This is a genomic window from Micromonospora sp. NPDC005413, from assembly GCF_040606435.1.
GTDB lineage: Bacteria > Actinomycetota > Actinomycetes > Mycobacteriales > Micromonosporaceae > Micromonospora.
The window spans coordinates 89,394-109,260 of sequence record NZ_JBEXEV010000021.1 but is presented as its reverse complement, the minus strand read 5'-3'; the positions used below and the strand labels follow the sequence as shown (position 1 = coordinate 109,260).

Sequence of the window (19,867 nt, the reverse complement as noted above, 5' to 3'; positions counted from 1 at the left end):
CCCCCACCCCCACCCCCCACCCCCACCCCCCACCCCCACCCCCACCCCTGCCCGGTGTTGATCAAGAGGTTTGCGTCAGAAATCGCCCGCGGGATGACGCAAACCTCTTGATCAACCCGGGCTTGGCGGGGGTGGGGGTGGGGTGGGGTGGGGGTCAGTCGTGGAGGAGGATTCCGGTGAGGAGGACGCCGTGGGCCATGTTGAGGATGCCGTCGCAGCCGGGGTAACCCACGCGGGCCAGGGCGCCGGAGGCGTGCCTGCCGAACAGGTAGGGCGCGAGAGAGTACGGGACGTCGGCCGTGACCGTCTCGCCCGTCTCAATCTGCACGAAGTCCATTGTCACCCGGTCGGTCGGCAGGTATTCCTGCAGGATCGCCCCGCCCTGGTCGACGGCGGCGCGTAGGCCGTCGGCCCAGTCCGCTGGGCTCAGCTCCGGGCCGAGCAGCACGCCGTGTCCGGCCGAGCCGTCGGCCGGTTTCGCCACCAGGTCGGCCTGCTCGGCGATCGCCCGGTCGAGCACCGCGGCGGTCAACGGCACCGTGTACGGCACATGCCGCCGGATCAGCGACTGGTCGTCGGCGGGCAACGCGTCCACGTCCTCCCACAGCCAGGCGAAGGTGATCTTGTTGCCGAGCAGCCAGGCCGCCGCCGACACGAACATCGGCAGTGTGCCGGCTGCGAGGGCCCCGGCCACCGCGTCCAGGCCGGCGGTCGGTGTGACCCGGTTGGGCACGAACAGCCGGAACAGCGCGTCGACCGGCGCACCGTCGACCACCAGCCGCCGCTCGGCGTCCAGGGTGGCGGTGGACACCGGGGCGATGACCAGGTCGATCCCGAAGTCCCGGGCCCGTACGGCGAGCGGGGCGAGGATCCGGATGAACGTCGCCGGATCGTCCAGGCCCGGGTAGTCCGCGTCGAAGTCCATCAGCAGCGCCACCCGGGCGCCGTCGGGCAGCCGCAGCTCCTCACGGATCGCCACGAACCGCTGGTCCAGCAGCGACGGCGCGGCCCGCACCGGCAGACCGTCCAGGATGCCCTGCTCCTGGTAGAGCCGCGCGTACCGCTGGATGACGGTGTCGGCGTCGAACCCGCCGCCGAGGCTGCTGTCGATGTTATACTCGACGAACTTCGGCACCCCGGCCGAGAAGATCACGTCCGGGCGGTACGCGGCGAGCAGCGCCTCGGTCAGCGGCTCCGACTCGTCCAGCAGCCGGGTCTCCCCCGCCGGTACGCCGAGCAGCCGGCGTAGCTCACCGGCGGTGCCCGCCCGGCGGTGGCAGGCGTCGAGGATCAGTTGGGCGAGCCGGTCGCAGACCTCGTTCAGTTCCCGCCAGGTGTCGGCGGTGAGCACCGGGGGGCGGGCCAACCGCCACTGCTTGTTGTAGGTGGCCCGGCCGTGGAACACCTGTTCCCAGGCCGCCGCACCGCTGACCACCATGGCTTGGCGGGCCGGCTCCGGCAGCTCGGTCCAGGCCCGGTCGGCCGCCGGCCACACGTAGTTCGGGTCGATCATGATCCGTCCTTCATGGTCAGGTGGATGGCGGTGGCGAGCTGGTCCCGACCGGGCTGCACGGCCCGGTCCAGCGCCGGTGCGAACGGCAGCACCGCCCCGTCCGGCCGGGTGACCCGGCGCGGTGGCGCGACCAGTCGGACCCGTTCCACCACCGAGGCGATGATCTCGGCGGCGATACCGCAGGAGCGGTTGGCGTCGTCGATGACCACGAGCCGCCCGGTGCGGGCCACCGACTCGGTCAACCCGTCGATGTCGAACGGGTAGAGCGTGCGTGGGTCGAACACCTCCACCGAGACCTGGTCGGCCAGTTCCTCGGCCACCGCGAGCGCGTCGTGCACCAGGTGCCCGACCGCGACCACGGTGACGTCGTCGCCGAAGCGGTGGATCCGGCCCCGGCCCAGCGGCACCGGTGCCAGCGCGGCGACGTCGATGTCCGCCCGCACGTCCATCGCGGCCGCCGGGGCGAACACCACCACCGGGTCGTCGTGCCGGATCGCCGTGACCAGTAGCCCGTACGCGTCGGCGGGGGTGGCCGGCACGACGGTGACCACACCGACATGGGCGAAGAGGCTGTACGGGTGGTCGGAGTGCTGCCCGGCCCAGCCGGTACGCGAGCCGGAGCCGGGCACCAGGTAGGTGACCGGCACCGCGCACTGCCCGCCGGTCATCAGCGGGAACTTGTGCGCGTGGTTGACGATCTGCTCGAAGACCAGGAACAGCAGCGACGGGATCTGGAACTCGATCACCGGCCGCAGCCCGGCCAGCGCCGCCCCGGTGGCGAAGCTGGTGAACGCCTGCTCCGACAACGGGGTGTCACGCACCCGGTCGGTTCCGAACCGCTTGGCCAGGCCGGTGGTCACCAGTGACGCGCCGACCTGGACGTCCTCGCCGAGCAGGAACACCGCCTCGTCGCGGGTCAGCTCGTCGGCCAACGCCCGGGTCAACGCCCGGCGGTACGACAGTCGGGTCACCTAGCCACCTCCGGTGCGGGCGGTCATGCCGCTGGCGTACAGGTACGCGAGGGCGTCGGCCGGGTCGGGTTCCGGGCTGGCCAGGGCGAACCGCACCGCCTCGTCGAGGGTTTCCTCGACCTCGGCGTCCACGGCGGCACGGTCGGTGTCGGTGAGGCGTTCGCCCTGGATGCGCACCGGGTCCCGGGCCCGGCCGCGGGTCACCTCGTCGGGCGGGCGGTAGTCGAGGCGTACCGCGTGTTCGAAGGTGTGGTGGACGTCGAAGCGATAGGTCCGGGCCTCGATCAGCTCGGGGCCACCGCCGGCGCGCATCCGGTCGACGGCGGCGGCCGCGGCGACGCGTACCCCCTCGGGGTCCTGGCCGTCGACCTGGACGGCCGGGATGCCGAACGCGGCGGCCCGGCCTCCGATGCTGCCGGCCACCGCGCCGGCGACCGGCATGGTGGTGGCGTAGCCGTTGTTCTCGCAGACGAACAGCACCGGCACCCGCCACAGCGCGGCCAGGTTGAACGCCTCCAGCAGCATCCCCTCGTTGACCGCGCCGTCACCGAAGAAGCTCACTCCGACGGTGTCGCGCCCCCGGCGGCGGTGGGCCCAGACCGCGCCCGTGATGATCGCCCCGGAGGCGCCGACGATCGCGTTGGCGCCGAGCACGCCGAGGCTGAAATCGGCGGCGTGCATCGAGCCGCCCCGCCCGGCGTTGAGGCCGGTGACCCGGCCGCACAGCTCGGCGAGCATCCGGGCGGGGTCGGCGCCTCGCGCCAGCACGTGCCCGTGTCCGCGGTGGGTCCCGGCGAGCACGTCGTCGGCACCCAGGGCGGCGCAGACGCCGGCGGCGATGCCCTCCTGACCGAGGTACGGGTGGATGCCGCCGACGATCTGCCCGCCGTGGACCAGCTCCACCGCCCGTTGTTCGAACCGGCGGATCAGCCGGACCGTGCGGTAGAGCCGGACCGGGTCGGCGTCGGTCACGCCGGCCCCTTGATGGCGGTCAGGATGTCGTCCCAGAGCCGGGCGCGGGCGGCCAGCGCGGTGTTGACCGTGTCGGCGCACTCCTGCCACTTGGTGTCGTCGTCGCCGCACAGGTCGGCGAGCATCTGCATCGCCATCGGGGTGTGCTGCTCGCCGTCGACCTCGATGTGCCGCTCCAGGTAGTCGACGAACGTGTGCAGCCGGTTGCTGCGCTCGTTGACCGAGACGACCTGAGTGAACATGTCCGGGATCAGGTCCTCCCGGCCGAACGCGAAGGCTGCCGCCTGGCAGTGCACCGGGGTGGACTCGATGATCTGCCAGGTGGTGGCGGCGAACGCGGCGGACGGCGCCGGCACCCCGGCCTCGGCGAGCGCGTCGCGCACCGGCCGGCCAGCGCGCAGCAGGTCGACGAGGGAGTCCACGGCGGTGGTGTCCGCGCCGGCCTCCCGCATGCCCTGCACGTACAGCTCGAAGTGGCTGATGTAGCCCCCGCCCAGCTCGTCGCTCTCCTCCACCATCACGATGTCGTTGATGAGGCGGCGGCTGCCGGTCGGGCCGGTGGGAATCCACGGCACGGTGACGCAGGTGAGCTGCCGCTGCAACGACGTCAGCAGGGACATGAAGTCCCAGACCGCGAAGACGTGGTGCTCCATGAAGGTGACCAGTGCCTCGTGGGTGTCCAGGTTGGCGTAGAGCGGGTGCTTGACCACGGCGTCGCGTCGGTCGGTCACCGCCTGCTCCAACCGTTCGATCCCCGGGTGCGTCTTACCCCAGTCGTACCGTGACATGTCAGCCTCCCTGCTGGGCGCGGTGGCGCCAGATGACCGGGCAGTAGTCGGGGTCCGCGTAGTCCGGCCGCCCGTCGTGGGTGCGGCGGACCAGCACGTCGTGGTTGTACGCGGCGAGCGTGCCGTCGGAGAGCGGATACTCCCGCCAGGCGTTGTCGCCGTCCTGCAGGTGCAGCGAGATCGCCTGTCGTGGGCGACCGCTGACGTTCGGGCCGCTGCCGTGGTAGGTGCGGCAGTGGTGGAAACTCACGTGTCCCTTGGGGATCGCCATGGGGATCTTGCGGATCTCGGCGCCGTTGTGCGCCGCGTTCTCGGCCAGCATCTCCTCCAGCTGGCTGCGGTCCCGGTCGGCGAAGTGCCGCACCACGGTGTCGTCGGCGCCGATCTCCCGCCACCGGTGCGAGCCGTCGACCATCGTGATGGTGCCCATCTCCTCCCCGCAGTCGTGGAAGGGGATGAACGCGGTGAGCATCTTCTCCGAGGACGACGACGCCCAGTAGTGCTTGTCGAAGTGCCAGGGCACGACGTTGCTCGGCTCACCGTCGATCGGCGGCTTGTGGATGAGGGTGGACTGGAAGACGCGGATCTCGTCGGCCTCGGCCAGCCGGGCGGCGACCGCGCCGATCAGCGGCTTGCGCAGGATCGCGCCGAGCCCGTCGTGTTCGTGGTGGACGTAGTCGTTGTGCCGCTGCACCGGCCCCTTCGACGGGTCCCAGTAGGCCAGCTTCGGCGGGCGCCCCGGCAGCCGGCGGTCCCGCTCCCCGTCGTAGTAGCGCTGCGCGGCGGCGGCGAGGCCGTCGACCTCGTCGTCGGTGAACAGCTTCTTCGACAGGTACCAGCCGTGCTCGGCGTAGTGCCGCACGTCGTCGTCGGACGGCAGCAGTGCCCGCTCCTCGGCGGTCAGCGTCGGTTCGTACCCCGTCGCGGTCATGCCCCCACCCCCTGCGGTGTGGCCGCCAGTTCCCGTTCCTTGGCCTCGTAGAGGGCCTTGATGTTGCCGCTGCCGAAGCCCCGCGCCCCGCGCCGCTCGATCAGCTCCAGGAAGAGCGTGCGGCGCACGTGCATCGACTCCGCGAAGATCTGTAGCAGCTGGCCGTCATGGTCGGAGTCGACCAGCACGCCCAGCTCGCGCAGCCGGTCCAGTGGCGCGTCCACCCGACCGACCCGCGCCTCCAGGGAGTCGTAGTAGCTGCCGGGGGTCCCCGCGAAGCGCACCCCGCGCCGACCCAGCGCCTCCACCGCGCCGATGATGTCGTCGGTGCGCAACCCCAGGTGCTGCACTCCGCCCCCGGCGTGCTGGTCGAGGAACGCGTCGATCTGCCCCGGCCGCCGGGTGCGATCGGGCTCCAGCAGCACCACGGTGACCCGCCCGGACGGGCTCTGCACCACCTTGGAGTTCATCGCCTGCCCGTCGACCTCGATGTGCTCCTCGAAGATCTGCGCGAAGTCGAAGAGCCCCTCGAAGTGCCGGACCGTCTCGTCGAGCTGCCCGGGTGGCACGCAGACCGCCAGGTGATCGATCTCGGCGAGGACCGGCGGGTGGTCATCCATCGTGGACGCGACCGGTGTGATGGCGCCGGGCAGGAATTCGGCCCGGTCGCCACGGCGCTGCACCAGCCGGTGCCGCACGTCGGCGAAGCCGTCCACCTCGGCGGTCACCACTTCGGCGTCCGCGCCGGTGACGGTGGTCGGTGGCGTCACCGGAGTCGCGCCCCGACCCACCAGCTCGGCGTACGCGGCCGCGACGTCGTCGACCTCGACCGCGACGACCGCGATGCCGTCACCGTGCCGCTGCACGTACCTCGCCGCCGGATGCTCGGCGCTCAGCCCGGAGGTGAGCAGCAACCGGATGTCGCCGTGGCAGAGCAGCAGCGACCGCTGCCCCGTCAGCCCGGTCTCCGGGCCACCCTGGCCACAGATCTCGAAACCGACGGCGGTGCTGAAGTAGAAAGCCGCCTGCCGGGCGTCCCCCACGTAGAGTTCGATGTGGTCGATACCACGGATGTCCATGTCCCCTGAAACCCCTTCCCACGGTTCCCCCCTGTTGCCGTCCGGACGCCCCCGCCCGGGATGCCGCGTCAATCACCTCCTCGGCTCGGCGACACGCGCGAGCAGCAGGCTCACGTTCTGACCGCCGAACCCGAACGAGTTGGTCACCCCGTACTCCGGGTCGGCCTTGCGGGGCGTGCCACGGATGTGGTCCGCCGGGCAGGCCGGGTCCGGGTCGTCGAGGTGGTATGTCGGCGGCAGCAGCCCCCGACCGAGCGCCAACGCGGTGGCCGCCGCCTCCAACACCCCGGAGGCACCGAGCAGGTGACCGGTGAGCGCCTTGGTGGAGCTGACCGGCACACCGCCGACGCCGAAGACGTCGGCCAGCGCCGTGGTCTCCGCGATGTCACCGAGCTTCGTGCCGGTGCCGTGCGCGTTGACGTAACCGACCGCCGCCGCGGGCACACCCGCGCTGCGCAGCGCACGGCGGATGCAGGCCGCCGCGCCGGCTCCGTCCGGGCGGGGCGCGGTCAGGTGGTACGCGTCGGTGGTCGCCCCGAAGCCGGCCACCTCGGCGTACCCGACGACACCACGCGCGGCGGCGTGCTCGGCGCGTTCCAACACCAGCAGCGCGGCACCCTCGGCCAGCACGAACCCGGTACGGGAGGTGTCGAACGGCCGGCTCGCCCGGGCCGGGTCGGAGCCGGCTCGCGCCAGCGCCCGCGCGTTGCCGAAGGTGTCGGCGAAGGTCGGGAAGAGCGGTGCCTCGCTGGCCCCGCAGAGCACCACGTCGGCCTCCCCGGTCGAGATCAGCCGGACCGCGTCGGCGACCGCCTGGGCACCGGAGGCGCAGGCGGTACCCACCGACGAGCTGTAGCCCCTGATGCCGTGCGCGATGGCGATCCGCGCCGCCGGCATGTTCGGCAGGATCCCGGTCAGCAGGTACGGGCTGACCGCTGCCCGACCCCGGGCGGCCCGCACCAGCACCTGTGACTCCAGGGTGGCCATCCCGCCGACACCACCGACGATCACGCCGATCCGGTCGGGCTCGACGTCACGGCCCACCTCGATGCCGGCGTCGGCCAACGCGTCGGCGGCGGCGAGCAGTGCGAGCACCACGATCCGGTCCAGCACGCGGGTCTCCGGCCCGGACGTGACGCTGCGCGGGTCGATGTCGGGCAGCAGGCCGGCGACGTCGAGCGACTCCCGGACCGGGTGGCCCTCGGGTGGGCGGGTCAGCCCGGAACGGCCGGTGGTCAGCGCGTCGAAGGTCTCCTCGACGCCTCGCCCGACGGGGGTGAACAGACCCATCCCGGTGATCAGGGCGGTCATGATGTCGCCTCGGTGAGGTAGCGCTCGCGCAGGGCCACCTTGCGGACCTTGCCGGTCACGGTGACCGGGAGGTCTGCGGAGCGCACCGGCACGACCCGGCGCAGCGTGGCGCCGACCTCCGGGCCGAGTGCCGCGCGGACCCGCTCGGTGCGGTCCTCGGCCTCGTCGGCGCCGGCCGCCAACTCCAGCAGCACGTCGGTGACCGCCCCGCCGGCCTCGGCGACGATCACCACCGTGCAGTCGGTGACGTCCGGGCAGGCGGCGAGGATCCGCTCCTCGGACAACGCGGTGTAGAAGCGACGCCCGTCGTCGGCGTCGACCGAGTCCACCGCCCGGTCCAGGTGGTAGTAGCGGCCGTCGGCGTCGGCGCGGACCAGGTCGCCGGTGAGGTACCAGCCGCGCTGGCGGAACCGGTACGTGGTGACCGAGTCGTTCCAGTAGCCGCGGAACAGCGACGGCGAATCGATGCCCAGGAAACCCACCTCACCGGTCGGCACCGGCTCGCCCTCGGCGTCGAGCACCGCGACCCGGGTGAACTGGTACGGCCGGCCGATACAGCGGCCGTACCGGTCGGTGTCGGCGCGATGGGTGATGTGGAACATCGAGTGCCCCATCTCGCTGGAGCCCAGCCCGTCGATGAAGACCGAGCCGGGCACCCGCACCACCCCCTCGCGGGTGACCGTGTCCCGTGAGCCGACCGCGACGAGCCGGCGGATGTGTGGCTCGTGCGAGCAGTCGCCGGTGTTGAACCACAGCCGCACCGAGTCCAGGTCGTACCCGGACAGGTCGAAGCGGGCCAGCTCGGCCCAGGTGACCGAGAAGCCGAACACCCCGTCGGGGCGCCAGCGTTGGATCGCGTCCAGCACCCGTTCGCCGCCCTGCTCGGACAGCAGAAGCATCTCCGCGCGGTTGCCCAGCGCCTGGTTGACCATCAGCACCGTGGCGGTGTGCGGGGCGGGCAGCGCGTTGAGGATCCGGCTGGTGCCCTGCGCCTGCGGCATGGTGAGCAAATGCCGGGTGGCGGCGAAGAGGCTGGCGTGCGAATGCAGCACCGCCTTGGGCACCCCGGTGGTCCCGGAGGTGTGGGTGATCACGATCGGATCGTCCGGGTGGTGCCGGTAGTGCGCCGGGGCGGCGGCCGGGTCACCCGTGCCGGCCTGCGTGGGCGTGCCGAGCAGCGGTACGCCCAGGTCGTGCCCGGCCAGCAGCGCGGTGTGCGCGTCGTCGGCGAGCACACCCACGCCCCGCAGCCGGCGGATGTACTCGGCCGCGATCTCGGGGCGGAGCTTGCCGTTCATCAGCGCCGGAATTGCCCCGAGCCGGGCCAGCGCCAGGAAACTGAGCACCATGTCGGCGGCGGCGGTGGCCCACACGGCGACCGGGTCACGGGGGCGGACCCCGCGCTCGTGCAGCCAGGCGGCGCGGGCGGCGACCCGCTCGTCGAGCCGACCCAGCGTGAGCGGCGCCTCGGCCGGGTGCCCGTCGACGGCGGTGTCGAAGGTCAACCCGGGTCCGTCCGGGTCGGCGCCGTGCGCCAGCACCCGGGCCAGGACGTTGCCCGCTCCCACCTCGGTGTCGGCGGCCAACGCGCCGCGCAGTCCTCTGGTCCTCATGGCCGTGCTCCTCCCCCCAGCAGCACCGCGACCGCCTCGGTGGACGTGTCGGGTGCCTGTTCGATCAGGATCAGCAACACCTCGTCGGCGTCGCCGTCGTAAAGCAGCAGGTCCGCCTCGGCGGTGCCGTCGGCGTACGGGTCACCGGTCGGGCTCAGGCAGACCACCGGTCCGTGCAGACCCCAGCGGGCAGCGATGTGCCCGGCGACGCTGTTGGGCACGGACTGGAAGAAGAACAGCGGACCGATCCGCCCGCCGGCCTCCACGGTGGCCCGTACGTGCTCCGCGCTGACGAGATCGCCACTGGCGCTGACCAGCACGACCGCGGTCCGCACCCCGGCAGGCACCGGCGCCACCCCGTACCCCCGCCGCAGACACCGCTCGGCAACCGCCACCACCACCGGCGCGAACCCCGAGCCCACAAAACCCGGAACCCCCGGCGCAACCCCGTCCCCGTCCTCAGGCCACCGCGCCCGCGCCCTCACCCCCGCCTCTTCCTCCGGCGATCTTGCAGTTTCGGTCGCTGGTTCGCGTGCTTCGTCGGATTCGTCGGGGCGGAAAGTGCAAGATCGCGGAGAGTGGGGGGCGGTCACGGGACTCCGACCAGGAGGGCGGTGTTGGCGCCGCCGAAGGCGGCGTTGAGGGTCAGGGCGTGGGTCGCTGTCGTCCTGTGGGGTTGGTCCGTGATGACGTTCAGGGGGCACGCCTCGTCGGGGCCCAGCCAGCCGGCGTTGACCGGCAGCTCGCCGTGTCGCAGCGCGAGCGCGGTGATTACCAGTTCGAGCAGCCCGGACGCCTCCAGCGCATGCCCGTGCACCGACTTCGTGGAGCTGACCGCGACCTCTGCGGCGTGACCACCGAGGGCCCGGCGCAGCGCCGCCGCCTCGGCGACGTCGCTCTGCGTGGTGCCGGTGGCGTTGGCGTTGACGTACCCGACGACCCGCGGTGGCAGCCCGGCACGGCGCAGCGCACCCTCGACCGCGCGGGCCAGCCCGGCGCCGGTGGGATCCGGCTGGCACGGGTGGAACGCGTCCCCGGCCCTCCCCCAGCCGGCCACGGTGGCCAGCGGCTCGGCGCCGCGTCGACGCCCGGTGCTGGCTTCGAGGACCACAGCGGCCACGCCGTCGCCGAGCAGCAGTCCCCGGCGGCCGGTGCTGAACGGGCGTACCGCCCCGTCGACCGCGAGGGCTCGACCGGCGTCGAAGAGCGCGAACTGGTCCGGCTCCACCAGGTACCCGGCGGCGACCACCACCCGGTCGACGTCACCCCGGCTGATCAGGGTCGCCGCGTCGGCCACCGCCGTGCTCGCCGACACGCAGGCGCTCGTGTAGACCCGGGTGTGAGCGGAGAGCCCACATCGGAGGGTGAGCTGGCCGGCGAGCGCGGCCGGGTCCGGGCCCGCACCCGGCGCCGGTCCACCATGCATGGCGAGCAGCAACGCGCACCGCGTCCGCTGCGCGCGGTCCAGACCGGCCGCCCGGCAGGCCGCGTCGATCGCGGCGGCCAGTTCGTCGGGGAGCGTACCGACGTCGGGCAGGGTGGCCGCCACGGTGACCCGGCGGGCGGCGGTGTCGAAGCGGCGTACCGGACCGAACGCCGGCACACCGGCCAGCACGCCGGCGAGCTGCGCCTCCGCACCCCGACCCAGGGCGCTGACCGCGTGTACGCCGGTGAGCTGGATGACGCGCGGCTCAGCCATCTGCGGGGGCTGTCAGCGACGCCCGGAACACCGCCAGGGCGTCATCGATGGTACGAATGCCGGCCAGTTCGTCGTCGGTGAGGTCGAGCCGCCGCTCGTAGCGCTGCTCCACGAGATGTACCAGCCAGGCGAGCTCCATCGAGCCGATCCGGTCAGGCACCTCGGCGGCCGGTTTCGCGGTGAGTTCGGCGAGCATGGTCAGCAGGTCAGCTCGCCCCAGATCGGGCTGACCGCTCATCAGGCTCTGTCGCTCGTCGCCTCGGTGACGCGGTTGGCGACCATGGTGGTGAACTCGCCGACCGTCATCAGGGCCAACCGCTCCGATTCGTCGTCGGCGAACGTCAGGCCGTACCGGTCCTCGACGCGGACGGACAGGTCGGCCAGGGCGAGTGACTCCAGGTCGACGCCGGAGGGGCCGAGCGTGGTGTCGTCGTCAAGCCCCTCGACGTCGTAGTTCATGTCGGCGAGCTGCTCGACGACGAAGGCGCGTACCTCGGCTCTCATGGTTACCTCTCTGCGTGGGCCAGCTGACGGTGTCCGGTCGGGACACCGTCTACGTGTGGGTCGGTCGGGATACCGGCGGTCAGCCGGATCCCGCCGTTGGGCTGCTGCGGTGGGTGGGCAGTGTGCTGCTCGGCCGTGCGGGTCGGCCATCCGGAGTTGGGCGGGGATCTCGTCCTGGCGGTCGCGGTGCACGCGACGACCCACGTCGACGTCGAGGTGATGTAGCGGGCCCGTCACGGCGTGGCCGCCGAGCGCAGCGCGTCGGTCGAGCGGACCAGCTTGCCCGTGGTGGTGCGGGGCAACCGGTCGAGCAGGTGCAGCACCCGGGGCCGTTTGTAGCCGGCCAACCGTTCGATGAGGAGCTTGTCCAGCGTCTCCTCCGACAGCGGCCCGTCCGGTTGGACGTACGCGGTGATGCCCTGGTCCCACACCACCACCGCGGCGGCCACCCCGGGCAGTTCGGCGACGGTGGCCTCCACCTCGGTCAGGTCGACCTTCATGCCGCCCACGGAGACCTGTGAGTCGAGTCTGCCGCGCACGGTGACCAGGCCGGTGTCGGGATCGACCGTGCCGGCGTCGCGGGTGTGCAGCCAGCCGTCGGCCCAGCGGGTCAGGTCGCTCAGCCCGACGTACGGCGACGCCGGGCAGGACACCCACAGCTCACCGCCGGACTCGCGGACCTCGATTCCAGGTGCCGGGGCGATCGACGGTCGGTGCGACCCGTGCAGGTCGGTGCCGATCACCCCGACCTCGGTCATCCCGTACATGTTGCCCAGCGGCACGCCGTACCGGTCGGTGAACGCCCGGGCCACCGCGGCCGGCACCAGCTCACCGCCGGTGGTCATCCGCTTGAGCTGCGGCAGTGGACCGGCGGGCCGGGTGGAGGCGAGCAGTCCGATGTGGAACGGCACGCCCAGCACGGTGGCGGGCGTCGCGCCGGCGGTGATCGCGGCCAGTACGGCGTCCCCGCTGAGCCGCTCCGGCGCAACCAGCTCGACCCCGGCGTGCAGGCCGTAGAGCAGGCCGCCGACCAGGCCGAGCACGTGCACCATCGAGGGCAACAGGATGATCCGCTCGCCGGGCAGCGCCACACCGTCGATCCGGGTGTAGCGGTGCACCTCGGCGACCAGGTCTGCGGCGGTGCGGCCGATCACCTTGGACGGGCCGGTGGAGCCGGAGCTGAGCTGGATGACGGCGTGGCCGCTGACCGCCGGACGGTCCGCGTACCGGGTGACGTTCTCGGTGACGTCGACGAAGATCTTCAACGCGCCGCCGCCGGTACGCAGCGGCGCGACCACCACCTGTGGGGTGAGCCGGACCAGCGCCCGGTCCACCTCGTGGTCGGTCAGCCGGTGGTCGAGCAGGATCGCCTGCGCACCGGTGCGCCAGGTCGCCAGCAGGTTCACCACGTACGCCAACGAGGGCGGCAGCCGCAGCGCGGCGGCGCCACCGGGGCGCAGTCCGGCCGCGGTGAGCCGGTCCTGCGCGGCGGTGACCAGTCGGTGCAGGGTGGCCCGGTCGATGGGCTCGGGCAGACGGAGACAAACGTCGGTCGATCGGCCGGCAAACAGGACTTCGTCCACCCAACCGGGGTCTGTCGCCGTAGGATCTTCTGCCGTCACTGCTGTTCACCGCCCAGCATCAAAGAGGGCAAATATGCCCATCACGTACGCTTGTCGGGGTGTTGCGGGGAACCATACGACGCCCACCGGACCATTGCTAGATGCGAATGGATGGATCAAAAGAGGCGGCCAGCCGGATTGCCGACAGCCGGTTCGGCGGGCAGGATCGGGCGAGTGCGCCGGCAGAGCGTCACCGCAGGATGACGCCTCGTACAACCGTCGCGCGACCCCAGCCGGACGGCCGATGGCGTCGCGGTCACCGGGTGAGCCCGACGAGGGTCGCGAGCCGGGCCACGTCGGCGGCTGCGCGGCCGCTGTGGGCAATCTCGGCGATGAGGGTACGAGCGGCAGGCCGACAGCGGACCTTGGCGGGCGCGATGGCGTCAGCGTCGGCCAGGGCGTGCCCAGCGGCGCTGAGGTCGATATTTCCAACAGGAAGGGGCTGACGGGTGACGGAGGCGGGTGCGGGCGGGAGGATTAGAAAGGCCCGACCGGCCGTTGCTCAGGTACTCGACCCGAGGTGTCTGCGCTGGTCGACTCGAACGGTGCGTGGGTGTTGTTCCGCCGACTGCCTGGCCGATCCGTACGGCCGGCCGAAAAGGACCAGCCCGCCGCGCGGCGGGCTGGCGGATCTTCAACTGACGCCGTCGGTCCAGAGAGTGGCAGCCGCCTTCCCTGACCTCAACGCGAGGGGAACCGGCCGGGGTGAGCGCACGTCTCACCCGTGGCCGGACCGTTATACCCTTAGTGTCCGGATTGGTGGCCCGTGCCGCCGCCGAGGAGGTCCCACCATGCGCCGACGAATAACCATGCTGCTCGCCCTACCGCTGCTGCTGGCCCTACCCGCCGCCTGCACCACCGCATCGGCCTCACCCGCGCCGCCGCAGCCCCCACCCCCGAGTAACACACCCGATCCCGGGCAGTCCTACTGGCCCGGCCAAGAGGACGTGTCGGACGCCGCCACAACCGTTGAGGACGCCTCCGCGCCCCGCTGGCCCGACGCGTACGCCGGGGTGAGCGTCGATCTACCGGCCCGCACGCTGCTGGTACACCGCATCCCCACCCCCGGACTCGACGCCGCCGTGCGCGCCATGGTCCCGGCCGTCACGGTCCGCTTCGTCGACGCGAAGCACTCCGCGCGGACCCTGGACACGTGGGTGGAGCAGGTCCGCGCCGACGAATCCTCCTGGCGACGCCGAGGCATCACCCTCTACGGCACCAGCACCACGATCGGCGAGTGCGTAGACATCGAGGTCGAGCATCCGCAGCGCGACGCAGCGAAGTTCACCGCCCGGTATCCGCGGATGACCCTGTGCGTCCAGCAGGGCTACCCGGCAGTGCCGCTCACGGCTAACTGACATGACCGCGCCCGCCGACGGCCGCCGGGGTCTGCTCGACCGAGCCGAACAGCTCGTCCCCTACCGGGCCCTGCCCCCGTCCAAGATCCGCGTAGGCGTCTCGGCGTGGATGTGGAAGCGCAGCGAGCGGGCGTCGGTGAAGCACTCCCGCATCGGCCGCACCAGATCCCGGTGTTCCGGGCTACGTTCCCAGGTCTCGAAGTCGGCCAGGCTCGCCCACTCGCTGGTGATCAGCCACTGCTCCGGGTCCGTCGACGATCGACAGACCTGGTCGACCAGATGCCCCGGCACCCCGCTGGCGACCAGATGCCGCACCTCCTCGTACGCGGCGAGGAACTGCTCGGTACGCGGTGCCGGCACCCGCACCAGGAAGACCACCCGGGCCCGCTGCTCGCTCATGACGTCACTCCTCTCATCGGTGCGGCCCCACGCAGGACCAGCGCGCTGTTGAACCCGTCGAAGCCCCGTGCGCAGACCAGGGCGAGCCGGCTGCGTGGCCGACGGTGCTCGCGCAGGAAGTCCAGCTCGCACCCGTCGGCCACCTCGTCCGGAGCGGCCGACGCGGGCAACGTGTCGTGCGCGAAGGCGAGCAGCGCGGTGGCCACGTCCAACGCCGACCCACCCTGGTACGCCCGCCCGGTCAGCGGTTTCTGCGTGGTCACCGGGGGTGGCCGGTCGGCGAACACGGCGCGCAGCGCCTCGGCCTCACTGCGGTCGTAGCGGGGCACACCGAGCGCGTCGGGCAGCACCACGTCGATCCCGGCCGCCGCGACGCCGGCCCGGTCCAGGGCCAGACGCATCGCCCGCGCGTACTGGGCCGGGTCGCCGGCACTGTCCGCCGTGGTGTGCGCGGCGTCGTGGGTGGAGCCCCAACCGCTCACCTCGCCGTAGACCCGGGCGCCCCGGGACAGGGCGTGCCCCAACTCCTCCACCACGAACACCGCTCCCCCCTCCGCCGGCAGGTAGCCGCTGGCGGTGGCGTCGAACGGCCGGTACGCCCGCTCGGGGTCGGCGACATCGCTGAGCAGCCCGGAGCGCAGCTGGCAGGCCAGCGCGTACGGGCTCAGCGGGCACTCGGTGGCCCCGGCGATCACGACCGGGGTGCCCCGGCGCACCGCGCGGGCAGCATGCGCCAGACTGTCCAGCCCTCCGGCCGCCTCGGCGACCAGCACCCCGCTCGGGCCCTTGAACTGGTGGTGGATCGAGAGCTGCCCGACGCTGGCCGCATAGAACCAGGCGATCGACTGGTACGCCCCGACCGTGCGCGACGACCCGCCCCAGAGCCGTTGCAGCTCCCGCTGGCCGAACAGGTTGCCCCCGGACGAGCTGGCCAGGGTCACCGCGTAGCCGTACGGGTCGGGGGCCCGGTCGGGCAGGCCGGCGTCGGTCAGCGCCAGCCGGGTCGCGGCGAAGCCGAGGTGCGTCCACCTGTCGGTCTGCACCAACTGTCGGCTGTCGGCGTAGGAGTCGGCGGCGAAGCCCGGCACCTCCCCGCCGTAGCGGGTCGGGTAGCCGGCCGGGTCGAACAACGTGATCGGCCCGGTCCGGCGGGTGCCGGCCAGCACCGTGCGCCAGTGCGCGTCCGCGCCGATGCCGCTGGGCGCGACCACACCGATGCCGGTCACCACCGCCCGGGCCGGAGGGCTGCTCACGCCGCCACCGCCCCGGGCAGCCGGCGGAACACCATCGCCGACTGGAAGCCTCCGAACCCACTGCCCACCGAGAGGGCGACGTCCACCGGGACCTCCCGCGCCTCGTTCGGTACGTAGTCCAGGTCGCATTCCGGGTCCCGGGTGCTCCAGTTGGCCGTCGGCGGCACCACGCCGAACTCGATCGCGAGGGCGCACGCGGCCATCTCGATCGACCCGATCGCACCGAGCGAGTGCCCGACCATCGACTTGATCGAGCTGATCGGCACCCCGTACGCGGCCTGACCCAGCGCCCGCTTGAACGCGGCCGTCTCGTGCCGGTCGTTCTGTCGGGTGCCCGAGCCGTGCGCGCTGATGTAGGAGACCTTCTCAGGGAGGATCCGTCCCTGCTTCAGCGCGTCGGTGACCGCGAGGCTCATCTCCAGCCCGTCCGGGCGCAGCCCGGTCATGTGGTAGCCGTTGCTGCGGCTGGCATAGCCGGCCACCTCGCAGTAGATGTGCGCCCCCCGCCGCCGGGCGTGCCCGGCCTCCTCCAGAACCAGCACCGCCCCACCCTCGGCCAGCACGAACCCGTGCCGGTCGGCGTCGAACGGGCGGGAGGCGTGCGCGGGGTCGTCGTTGTCCGGGCTGGTCGCCTTGATCGCGTCGAACGACGCGACGGTGACCGGCGAGATCGGCGAGTCCGCCGCACCGGCCAGCATCACGTCCGCCTCACCGTCCACGATCATCTGATGGGCGTAGCCGATGGCGTCGATGCCGGAGGTGCAGCCGGTGGAGACGACCTGCGCCGGGCCGTGCAGCCCGTGCCGGCAGGCCACGTCGGCGGCCAGGCTGCTGGGCACCAGCGCCTGATAGAGGTACGGGCCGCCACGGGCCGCGTCGACCAGCCAGCGCTGGCCGTGCTCGCTGACGGTGACGTACTCCTGTTCCAGGGCCATCGTGCCGCCCACGGCGGTGCCGAGCACCACCCCGGCCCGGTCCCGCTCGGCGTCGGTGAGCACCAGCCCGGCGTCGGCGACGGCCTCGGCGGAGCAGGCGAGTGCGAACTGCACGTACCGGTCGGCCCGGCGTCGTTCGGCCTCGGTGAGGCCTGCGGCGATCGGGTCGAAGTCGCACTCCGCGGCGATCTGGGAGCGGAACGCCGACGGGTCGAAGAAGCTGATCCGCCGGGTGGCGGTCCGCCCCTCGGTGATGGTCTTCCAGAAGCGGTCCCGGCTGGCGCCGCCGGGGGCGACCACCCCGACGCCGGTCACCACCGTGCGGCGCCCGCTCATGACCCGCCCCGCTGCTCGGCGAACTCGGTGTCGACGTGCCCCAACTCGGGGCGGGGGGCCAGCGGGCCCAGGTGGAAGACCACCTCGGCCGGTTCGACGCCGGTGTTACGCAGGCGGTGCCGCACGTTGATCGGCACAAACAGGGCCTCGCCGGCGGCCAGGAGCATCGGCTGGTCGTTCAGGTCGACGGTGATCGCGCCGCGCGCCACGTACAGGAACTCCTCGCTGTACGGGTGGTAGTGCTCCGCGATCCGCTCCCCCGGCGCGAGCGCGGCCACCCCGAGGAAGCCCGAGGTGCTGCCGACCGTGCGGGGGCCCAGCAGGACCCGCAGCTCACCGCCGCGCCGCCGGTCGGCCGGTACGTCCCGAGCGGCGATCGGCCGGGTGCTCAGGTCACTCATCGTCGGCCTCCGTCGACTCGTCGCCGGCCGCCGGGCTGCCCTGCTCGGCGCGCTGCCGGGCGATCCGCTCCACCCGGTCCTTGATCACGGTCAGTTGAATGACGCTGTTGGTGTTGATCCGCTCGGTCATCGCGGCGTTGTCGACCGGCGCGGTCGGCTTCATCGCGAAGTCCTGCGTCCAGGTCATCCGGGTGCCGCCGGTCTCCTCGGTGTAGCGCCAGTGGATCCGCATGTACTCGAACGGCCCGGTCTCCACCCGGTACGCCCGGACCTGCCGGCTCACCGGGTCGACGGTGCGCTCACTGACCCAGCTCCAGGCCGTCCCGTTCTCGTCGGGGTACATGGTGAGCCGGAACCGCACGGTGTGCCCGTCGCGGTGCAGGATGTCCACCACGGCGTACTCGGTGAACAGCTCGGTCCAGTTCGCGACGTCGTTCGTGACCTCCCAGACCAGCGCCAGCGGCGCGTCGATGACGATGCCGTTCTCGGTGTGTCCGGGCGGGTCGGCACGACGGGTGACCAGGTCGGCCACCGCCGGGATGCTCAGTTGCCCGGCCTGCTCGGGGATGCTCACCTGCCACCGGTCGGCGACGACCGCGGAGAGCTCCAGCAGGGCGAGCGAGTCCATGCCCAGCTCCTCCAACGACGCGGCGGGCGCCCGGGCCGCGGCGTCGGCGTCCAGCCCGCAGTGCGCCACCAGGATGTCGGTGATCTCGGCGGTCATCGGGCGACCATGGGTGACGGTCATCGGGTCCTCCTGTGGGTTACGTCGGGCTCCGCGGCGGGCGCGGGGCGCGGTGCGGGGGTGGCCGTCGGCCGCTTCGCGGGCGCCGCGAGCAGACGGTCGACCAGGCCGGTGGTGTAGCGGCCCTTGCGGAATGCGGCGTCATCGAGAACCCGCCGGACGAACGGGATGGTGGTGTGTACGCCGGGCCCGGCGATGTCGAACTCGTCCAGGGCGCGCTCCAACCGGTTGAGGGCCAACTCCCGGTCGGGCGCCCAGACGATCACCTTGGCCAGCAGGGAGTCGTACCAGGGGCCGACCAGGTAGCCGGCGCTGGCGTGGGTGTCGACCCGGGTGAACGGGCCGCCGGGTGGGGTGAAGCGCTCCAACCGGCCGGGGGCGGGGGCGAACCCGCGCTCGGGGTCCTCGGTGTTGACCCGACACTCCACGGCGACACCGTGCAGTCGGATTTCCTCCTGCCGCCAGCGCAACGGCACCCCGGCGGCGATGTGCAGTTGCTCGTGCACCAGGTCGATGCCGGTGACCATCTCGGTGACCGGGTGCTCCACCTGGATCCGGCAGTTGATCTCCAGGAAGTGGAACCGTTCTTCGGTGTCGACCAGGAACTCCAGCGTGCCGGCGCCGACGAAGCCGACCTCCAACGCGCCCCGCAGCGCGGTGTCCGCGATGGCGTCGAGGGTGGCGGCGGGCAGCGCCGGGGCGGGCGCCTCCTCGACCAGCTTCTGATGCCGGCGCTGCACCGAGCAGTCGCGGGTGCCCAGGTGCACCCCGTTTCCGTGGGAGTCGCAGAGCACCTGCACCTCGACGTGCCGGGCCTCGGTGAGGTAGCGCTCGACGTACACCCGGTCGTCGCCGAAGGCGGCCTGCGCGGCGGCCCGGGTGCGGCCGTACGCCCGGCGCAGCTCGCCCGGGGTGTGCACCACGGTCATCCCCCGGCCGCCGCCCCCGGCCGCGGCCTTCACGATCACCGGATAGCCGACGGCCTCGGCCACCTCGGCCGCCGCGGCGGCGGTCGGCACCGGCGCGACGCTGCCCGGCGACAGCGGAAGGCCGGCGCGGCTCATGAGGCCCCGCGCCGAGGACTTGTCGGCCAGCGCGGCCATCACCGCCGGCGGCGGGCCGATGAACGTCAGCCCGTTGTCCGCGCAGATCTCGGCGAAGTCGGCGTCCTCGGAGAGGAAGCCGTAGCCGGGGTGCACGGCCTGCGCGCCGACCTGTCGGGCCGCCTCCACGATGGCGGCGGCGTTGAGGTAGCTGCGCCGGCTCGACGCGGGCCCGATCCGGACGGCCTGGTCGGCGAGGCGGACCGCCGCCGAGTCGGCGTCCGGGGCGGAGTAGACCACCGCCGTCCGTACGCCGAGCTCCTTGCAGGCGCGCAGCACCCGCAGCGCGATCTCGCCACGGTTGGCGATCAACACGGTCTCGAACATGGTCAAC

Annotated in this window: 20 protein-coding genes; 1 reads left to right on the top strand and 19 read right to left on the bottom strand. The window is 72.6% G+C overall.

Annotated elements, in window-relative coordinates:
* Positions 1 to 154 precede the first annotated feature (154 nt).
* From ABZS37_RS21485 to ABZS37_RS21425, 13 genes are all read right to left on the bottom strand, one after another.
* Positions 155 to 1,513, bottom strand: a complete 1,359-nt coding sequence (locus ABZS37_RS21485) for a hypothetical protein (RefSeq protein WP_355171449.1) — start codon at positions 1,511 to 1,513, stop codon at positions 155 to 157.
* The gene (locus ABZS37_RS21480; RefSeq protein WP_355171447.1) at positions 1,510 to 2,484 is read right to left on the bottom strand and encodes a transketolase C-terminal domain-containing protein; all 975 of its coding nucleotides are present in this window, start codon (positions 2,482 to 2,484) and stop codon (positions 1,510 to 1,512) included. The genes ABZS37_RS21485 and ABZS37_RS21480 overlap by 4 nt, the downstream gene beginning before the upstream one ends.
* On the bottom strand, positions 2,485 to 3,456 hold the full coding sequence (locus tag ABZS37_RS21475; protein WP_355171445.1) for a thiamine pyrophosphate-dependent dehydrogenase E1 component subunit alpha: 972 nt from the start codon (positions 3,454 to 3,456) through the stop codon (positions 2,485 to 2,487). It abuts the gene before it with no gap.
* A complete protein-coding gene (locus ABZS37_RS21470) occupies positions 3,453 to 4,244 on the bottom strand; it encodes a DUF3050 domain-containing protein (protein WP_354994131.1) in 792 nt (263 codons plus the stop codon). The genes ABZS37_RS21475 and ABZS37_RS21470 overlap by 4 nt, the downstream gene beginning before the upstream one ends.
* A 1-nt stretch (position 4,245) precedes the next feature.
* Entirely contained in the window at positions 4,246 to 5,175 is a 930-nt protein-coding gene (locus ABZS37_RS21465; RefSeq protein ID WP_355171443.1) for a phytanoyl-CoA dioxygenase family protein, read from the bottom strand.
* Positions 5,172 to 6,254: a 4-hydroxyphenylpyruvate dioxygenase gene (gene hppD / locus ABZS37_RS21460; protein WP_355171441.1), complete on the bottom strand. Its 1,083-nt coding sequence runs from the start codon at positions 6,252 to 6,254 to the stop codon at positions 5,172 to 5,174. Before hppD ends, ABZS37_RS21465 begins: the two co-directional genes overlap by 4 nt.
* Before the next feature lie 72 nt (positions 6,255 to 6,326).
* The gene (locus tag ABZS37_RS21455) at positions 6,327 to 7,565 is read right to left on the bottom strand and encodes a beta-ketoacyl-[acyl-carrier-protein] synthase family protein (RefSeq protein WP_355171439.1); all 1,239 of its coding nucleotides are present in this window, start codon (positions 7,563 to 7,565) and stop codon (positions 6,327 to 6,329) included.
* Positions 7,562 to 9,178: a class I adenylate-forming enzyme family protein gene (locus ABZS37_RS21450; protein WP_355171437.1), complete on the bottom strand. Its 1,617-nt coding sequence runs from the start codon at positions 9,176 to 9,178 to the stop codon at positions 7,562 to 7,564. The genes ABZS37_RS21455 and ABZS37_RS21450 overlap by 4 nt, the downstream gene beginning before the upstream one ends.
* Positions 9,175 to 9,663, bottom strand: coding sequence for a beta-ketoacyl synthase chain length factor (locus tag ABZS37_RS21445; protein ID WP_355171435.1), 489 nt, complete (start codon positions 9,661 to 9,663; stop codon positions 9,175 to 9,177). The genes ABZS37_RS21450 and ABZS37_RS21445 overlap by 4 nt, the downstream gene beginning before the upstream one ends.
* A 104-nt stretch (positions 9,664 to 9,767) precedes the next feature.
* Positions 9,768 to 10,877: a beta-ketoacyl synthase N-terminal-like domain-containing protein gene (locus tag ABZS37_RS21440; RefSeq protein WP_355171433.1), complete on the bottom strand. Its 1,110-nt coding sequence runs from the start codon at positions 10,875 to 10,877 to the stop codon at positions 9,768 to 9,770.
* On the bottom strand, positions 10,870 to 11,115 hold the full coding sequence (locus ABZS37_RS21435) for an acyl carrier protein (protein ID WP_355171431.1): 246 nt from the start codon (positions 11,113 to 11,115) through the stop codon (positions 10,870 to 10,872). Before ABZS37_RS21435 ends, ABZS37_RS21440 begins: the two co-directional genes overlap by 8 nt.
* The gene (locus ABZS37_RS21430) at positions 11,115 to 11,381 is read right to left on the bottom strand and encodes an acyl carrier protein (RefSeq protein ID WP_355171429.1); all 267 of its coding nucleotides are present in this window, start codon (positions 11,379 to 11,381) and stop codon (positions 11,115 to 11,117) included. Before ABZS37_RS21430 ends, ABZS37_RS21435 begins: the two co-directional genes overlap by 1 nt.
* Before the next feature lie 233 nt (positions 11,382 to 11,614).
* On the bottom strand, positions 11,615 to 12,964 hold the full coding sequence (locus ABZS37_RS21425; RefSeq protein WP_355171427.1) for a class I adenylate-forming enzyme family protein: 1,350 nt from the start codon (positions 12,962 to 12,964) through the stop codon (positions 11,615 to 11,617).
* An 830-nt stretch (positions 12,965 to 13,794) separates the two neighbouring features.
* Here ABZS37_RS21425 and ABZS37_RS21420 point away from each other — a divergent pair.
* Positions 13,795 to 14,361, top strand: a complete 567-nt coding sequence (locus tag ABZS37_RS21420; protein WP_355171425.1) for a hypothetical protein — start codon at positions 13,795 to 13,797, stop codon at positions 14,359 to 14,361.
* A 60-nt stretch (positions 14,362 to 14,421) separates the two neighbouring features.
* Here ABZS37_RS21420 and ABZS37_RS21415 read toward each other — a convergent pair whose 3' ends face one another.
* Genes ABZS37_RS21415 through ABZS37_RS21390 form a run of 6 tightly spaced genes read right to left on the bottom strand, consistent with a single transcriptional unit; the run spans position 14,422 to position 19,860 of the window.
* Entirely contained in the window at positions 14,422 to 14,760 is a 339-nt protein-coding gene (locus tag ABZS37_RS21415) for an antibiotic biosynthesis monooxygenase family protein (protein WP_355171423.1), read from the bottom strand.
* Complete coding sequence (locus tag ABZS37_RS21410; RefSeq protein WP_354994142.1) at positions 14,757 to 16,013, bottom strand: beta-ketoacyl synthase N-terminal-like domain-containing protein; 1,257 nt, start codon at positions 16,011 to 16,013, stop codon at positions 14,757 to 14,759. The genes ABZS37_RS21415 and ABZS37_RS21410 overlap by 4 nt, the downstream gene beginning before the upstream one ends.
* On the bottom strand, positions 16,010 to 17,284 hold the full coding sequence (locus ABZS37_RS21405; protein ID WP_355171421.1) for a beta-ketoacyl-[acyl-carrier-protein] synthase family protein: 1,275 nt from the start codon (positions 17,282 to 17,284) through the stop codon (positions 16,010 to 16,012). Before ABZS37_RS21405 ends, ABZS37_RS21410 begins: the two co-directional genes overlap by 4 nt.
* Positions 17,281 to 17,685, bottom strand: a complete 405-nt coding sequence (locus ABZS37_RS21400) for a cupin domain-containing protein (RefSeq protein ID WP_355171419.1) — start codon at positions 17,683 to 17,685, stop codon at positions 17,281 to 17,283. Before ABZS37_RS21400 ends, ABZS37_RS21405 begins: the two co-directional genes overlap by 4 nt.
* A complete protein-coding gene (locus ABZS37_RS21395; RefSeq protein ID WP_355171417.1) occupies positions 17,678 to 18,433 on the bottom strand; it encodes an SRPBCC family protein in 756 nt (251 codons plus the stop codon). The genes ABZS37_RS21400 and ABZS37_RS21395 overlap by 8 nt, the downstream gene beginning before the upstream one ends.
* The gene (locus ABZS37_RS21390; RefSeq protein WP_355171415.1) at positions 18,430 to 19,860 is read right to left on the bottom strand and encodes an acetyl-CoA carboxylase biotin carboxylase subunit; all 1,431 of its coding nucleotides are present in this window, start codon (positions 19,858 to 19,860) and stop codon (positions 18,430 to 18,432) included. The genes ABZS37_RS21395 and ABZS37_RS21390 overlap by 4 nt, the downstream gene beginning before the upstream one ends.
* Positions 19,861 to 19,867 lie beyond the last annotated feature (7 nt).

Coding starts and splice junctions, on each gene's coding strand:
- ABZS37_RS21430 (WP_355171429.1), bottom strand. CDS start 11,381: ATGAGAGCCGAGGTACGCGCCTTCGTCGTCGAGCAGCTCGCCGACATG.
- ABZS37_RS21405 (WP_355171421.1), bottom strand. CDS start 17,284: ATGAGCGGGCGCCGCACGGTGGTGACCGGCGTCGGGGTGGTCGCCCCC.
- ABZS37_RS21455 (WP_355171439.1), bottom strand. CDS start 7,565: ATGACCGCCCTGATCACCGGGATGGGTCTGTTCACCCCCGTCGGGCGA.
- ABZS37_RS21400 (WP_355171419.1), bottom strand. CDS start 17,685: ATGAGTGACCTGAGCACCCGGCCGATCGCCGCTCGGGACGTACCGGCC.
- ABZS37_RS21485 (WP_355171449.1), bottom strand. CDS start 1,513: ATGATCGACCCGAACTACGTGTGGCCGGCGGCCGACCGGGCCTGGACC.
- ABZS37_RS21395 (WP_355171417.1), bottom strand. CDS start 18,433: ATGACCGTCACCCATGGTCGCCCGATGACCGCCGAGATCACCGACATC.
- ABZS37_RS21390 (WP_355171415.1), bottom strand. CDS start 19,860: ATGTTCGAGACCGTGTTGATCGCCAACCGTGGCGAGATCGCGCTGCGG.
- ABZS37_RS21470 (WP_354994131.1), bottom strand. CDS start 4,244: ATGTCACGGTACGACTGGGGTAAGACGCACCCGGGGATCGAACGGTTG.
- ABZS37_RS21450 (WP_355171437.1), bottom strand. CDS start 9,178: ATGAGGACCAGAGGACTGCGCGGCGCGTTGGCCGCCGACACCGAGGTG.
- ABZS37_RS21440 (WP_355171433.1), bottom strand. CDS start 10,877: ATGGCTGAGCCGCGCGTCATCCAGCTCACCGGCGTACACGCGGTCAGC.
- ABZS37_RS21465 (WP_355171443.1), bottom strand. CDS start 5,175: ATGACCGCGACGGGGTACGAACCGACGCTGACCGCCGAGGAGCGGGCA.
- ABZS37_RS21435 (WP_355171431.1), bottom strand. CDS start 11,115: ATGAGCGGTCAGCCCGATCTGGGGCGAGCTGACCTGCTGACCATGCTC.
- hppD (WP_355171441.1), bottom strand. CDS start 6,254: ATGGACATCCGTGGTATCGACCACATCGAACTCTACGTGGGGGACGCC.
- ABZS37_RS21420 (WP_355171425.1), top strand. CDS start 13,795: ATGCGCCGACGAATAACCATGCTGCTCGCCCTACCGCTGCTGCTGGCC.
- ABZS37_RS21415 (WP_355171423.1), bottom strand. CDS start 14,760: ATGAGCGAGCAGCGGGCCCGGGTGGTCTTCCTGGTGCGGGTGCCGGCA.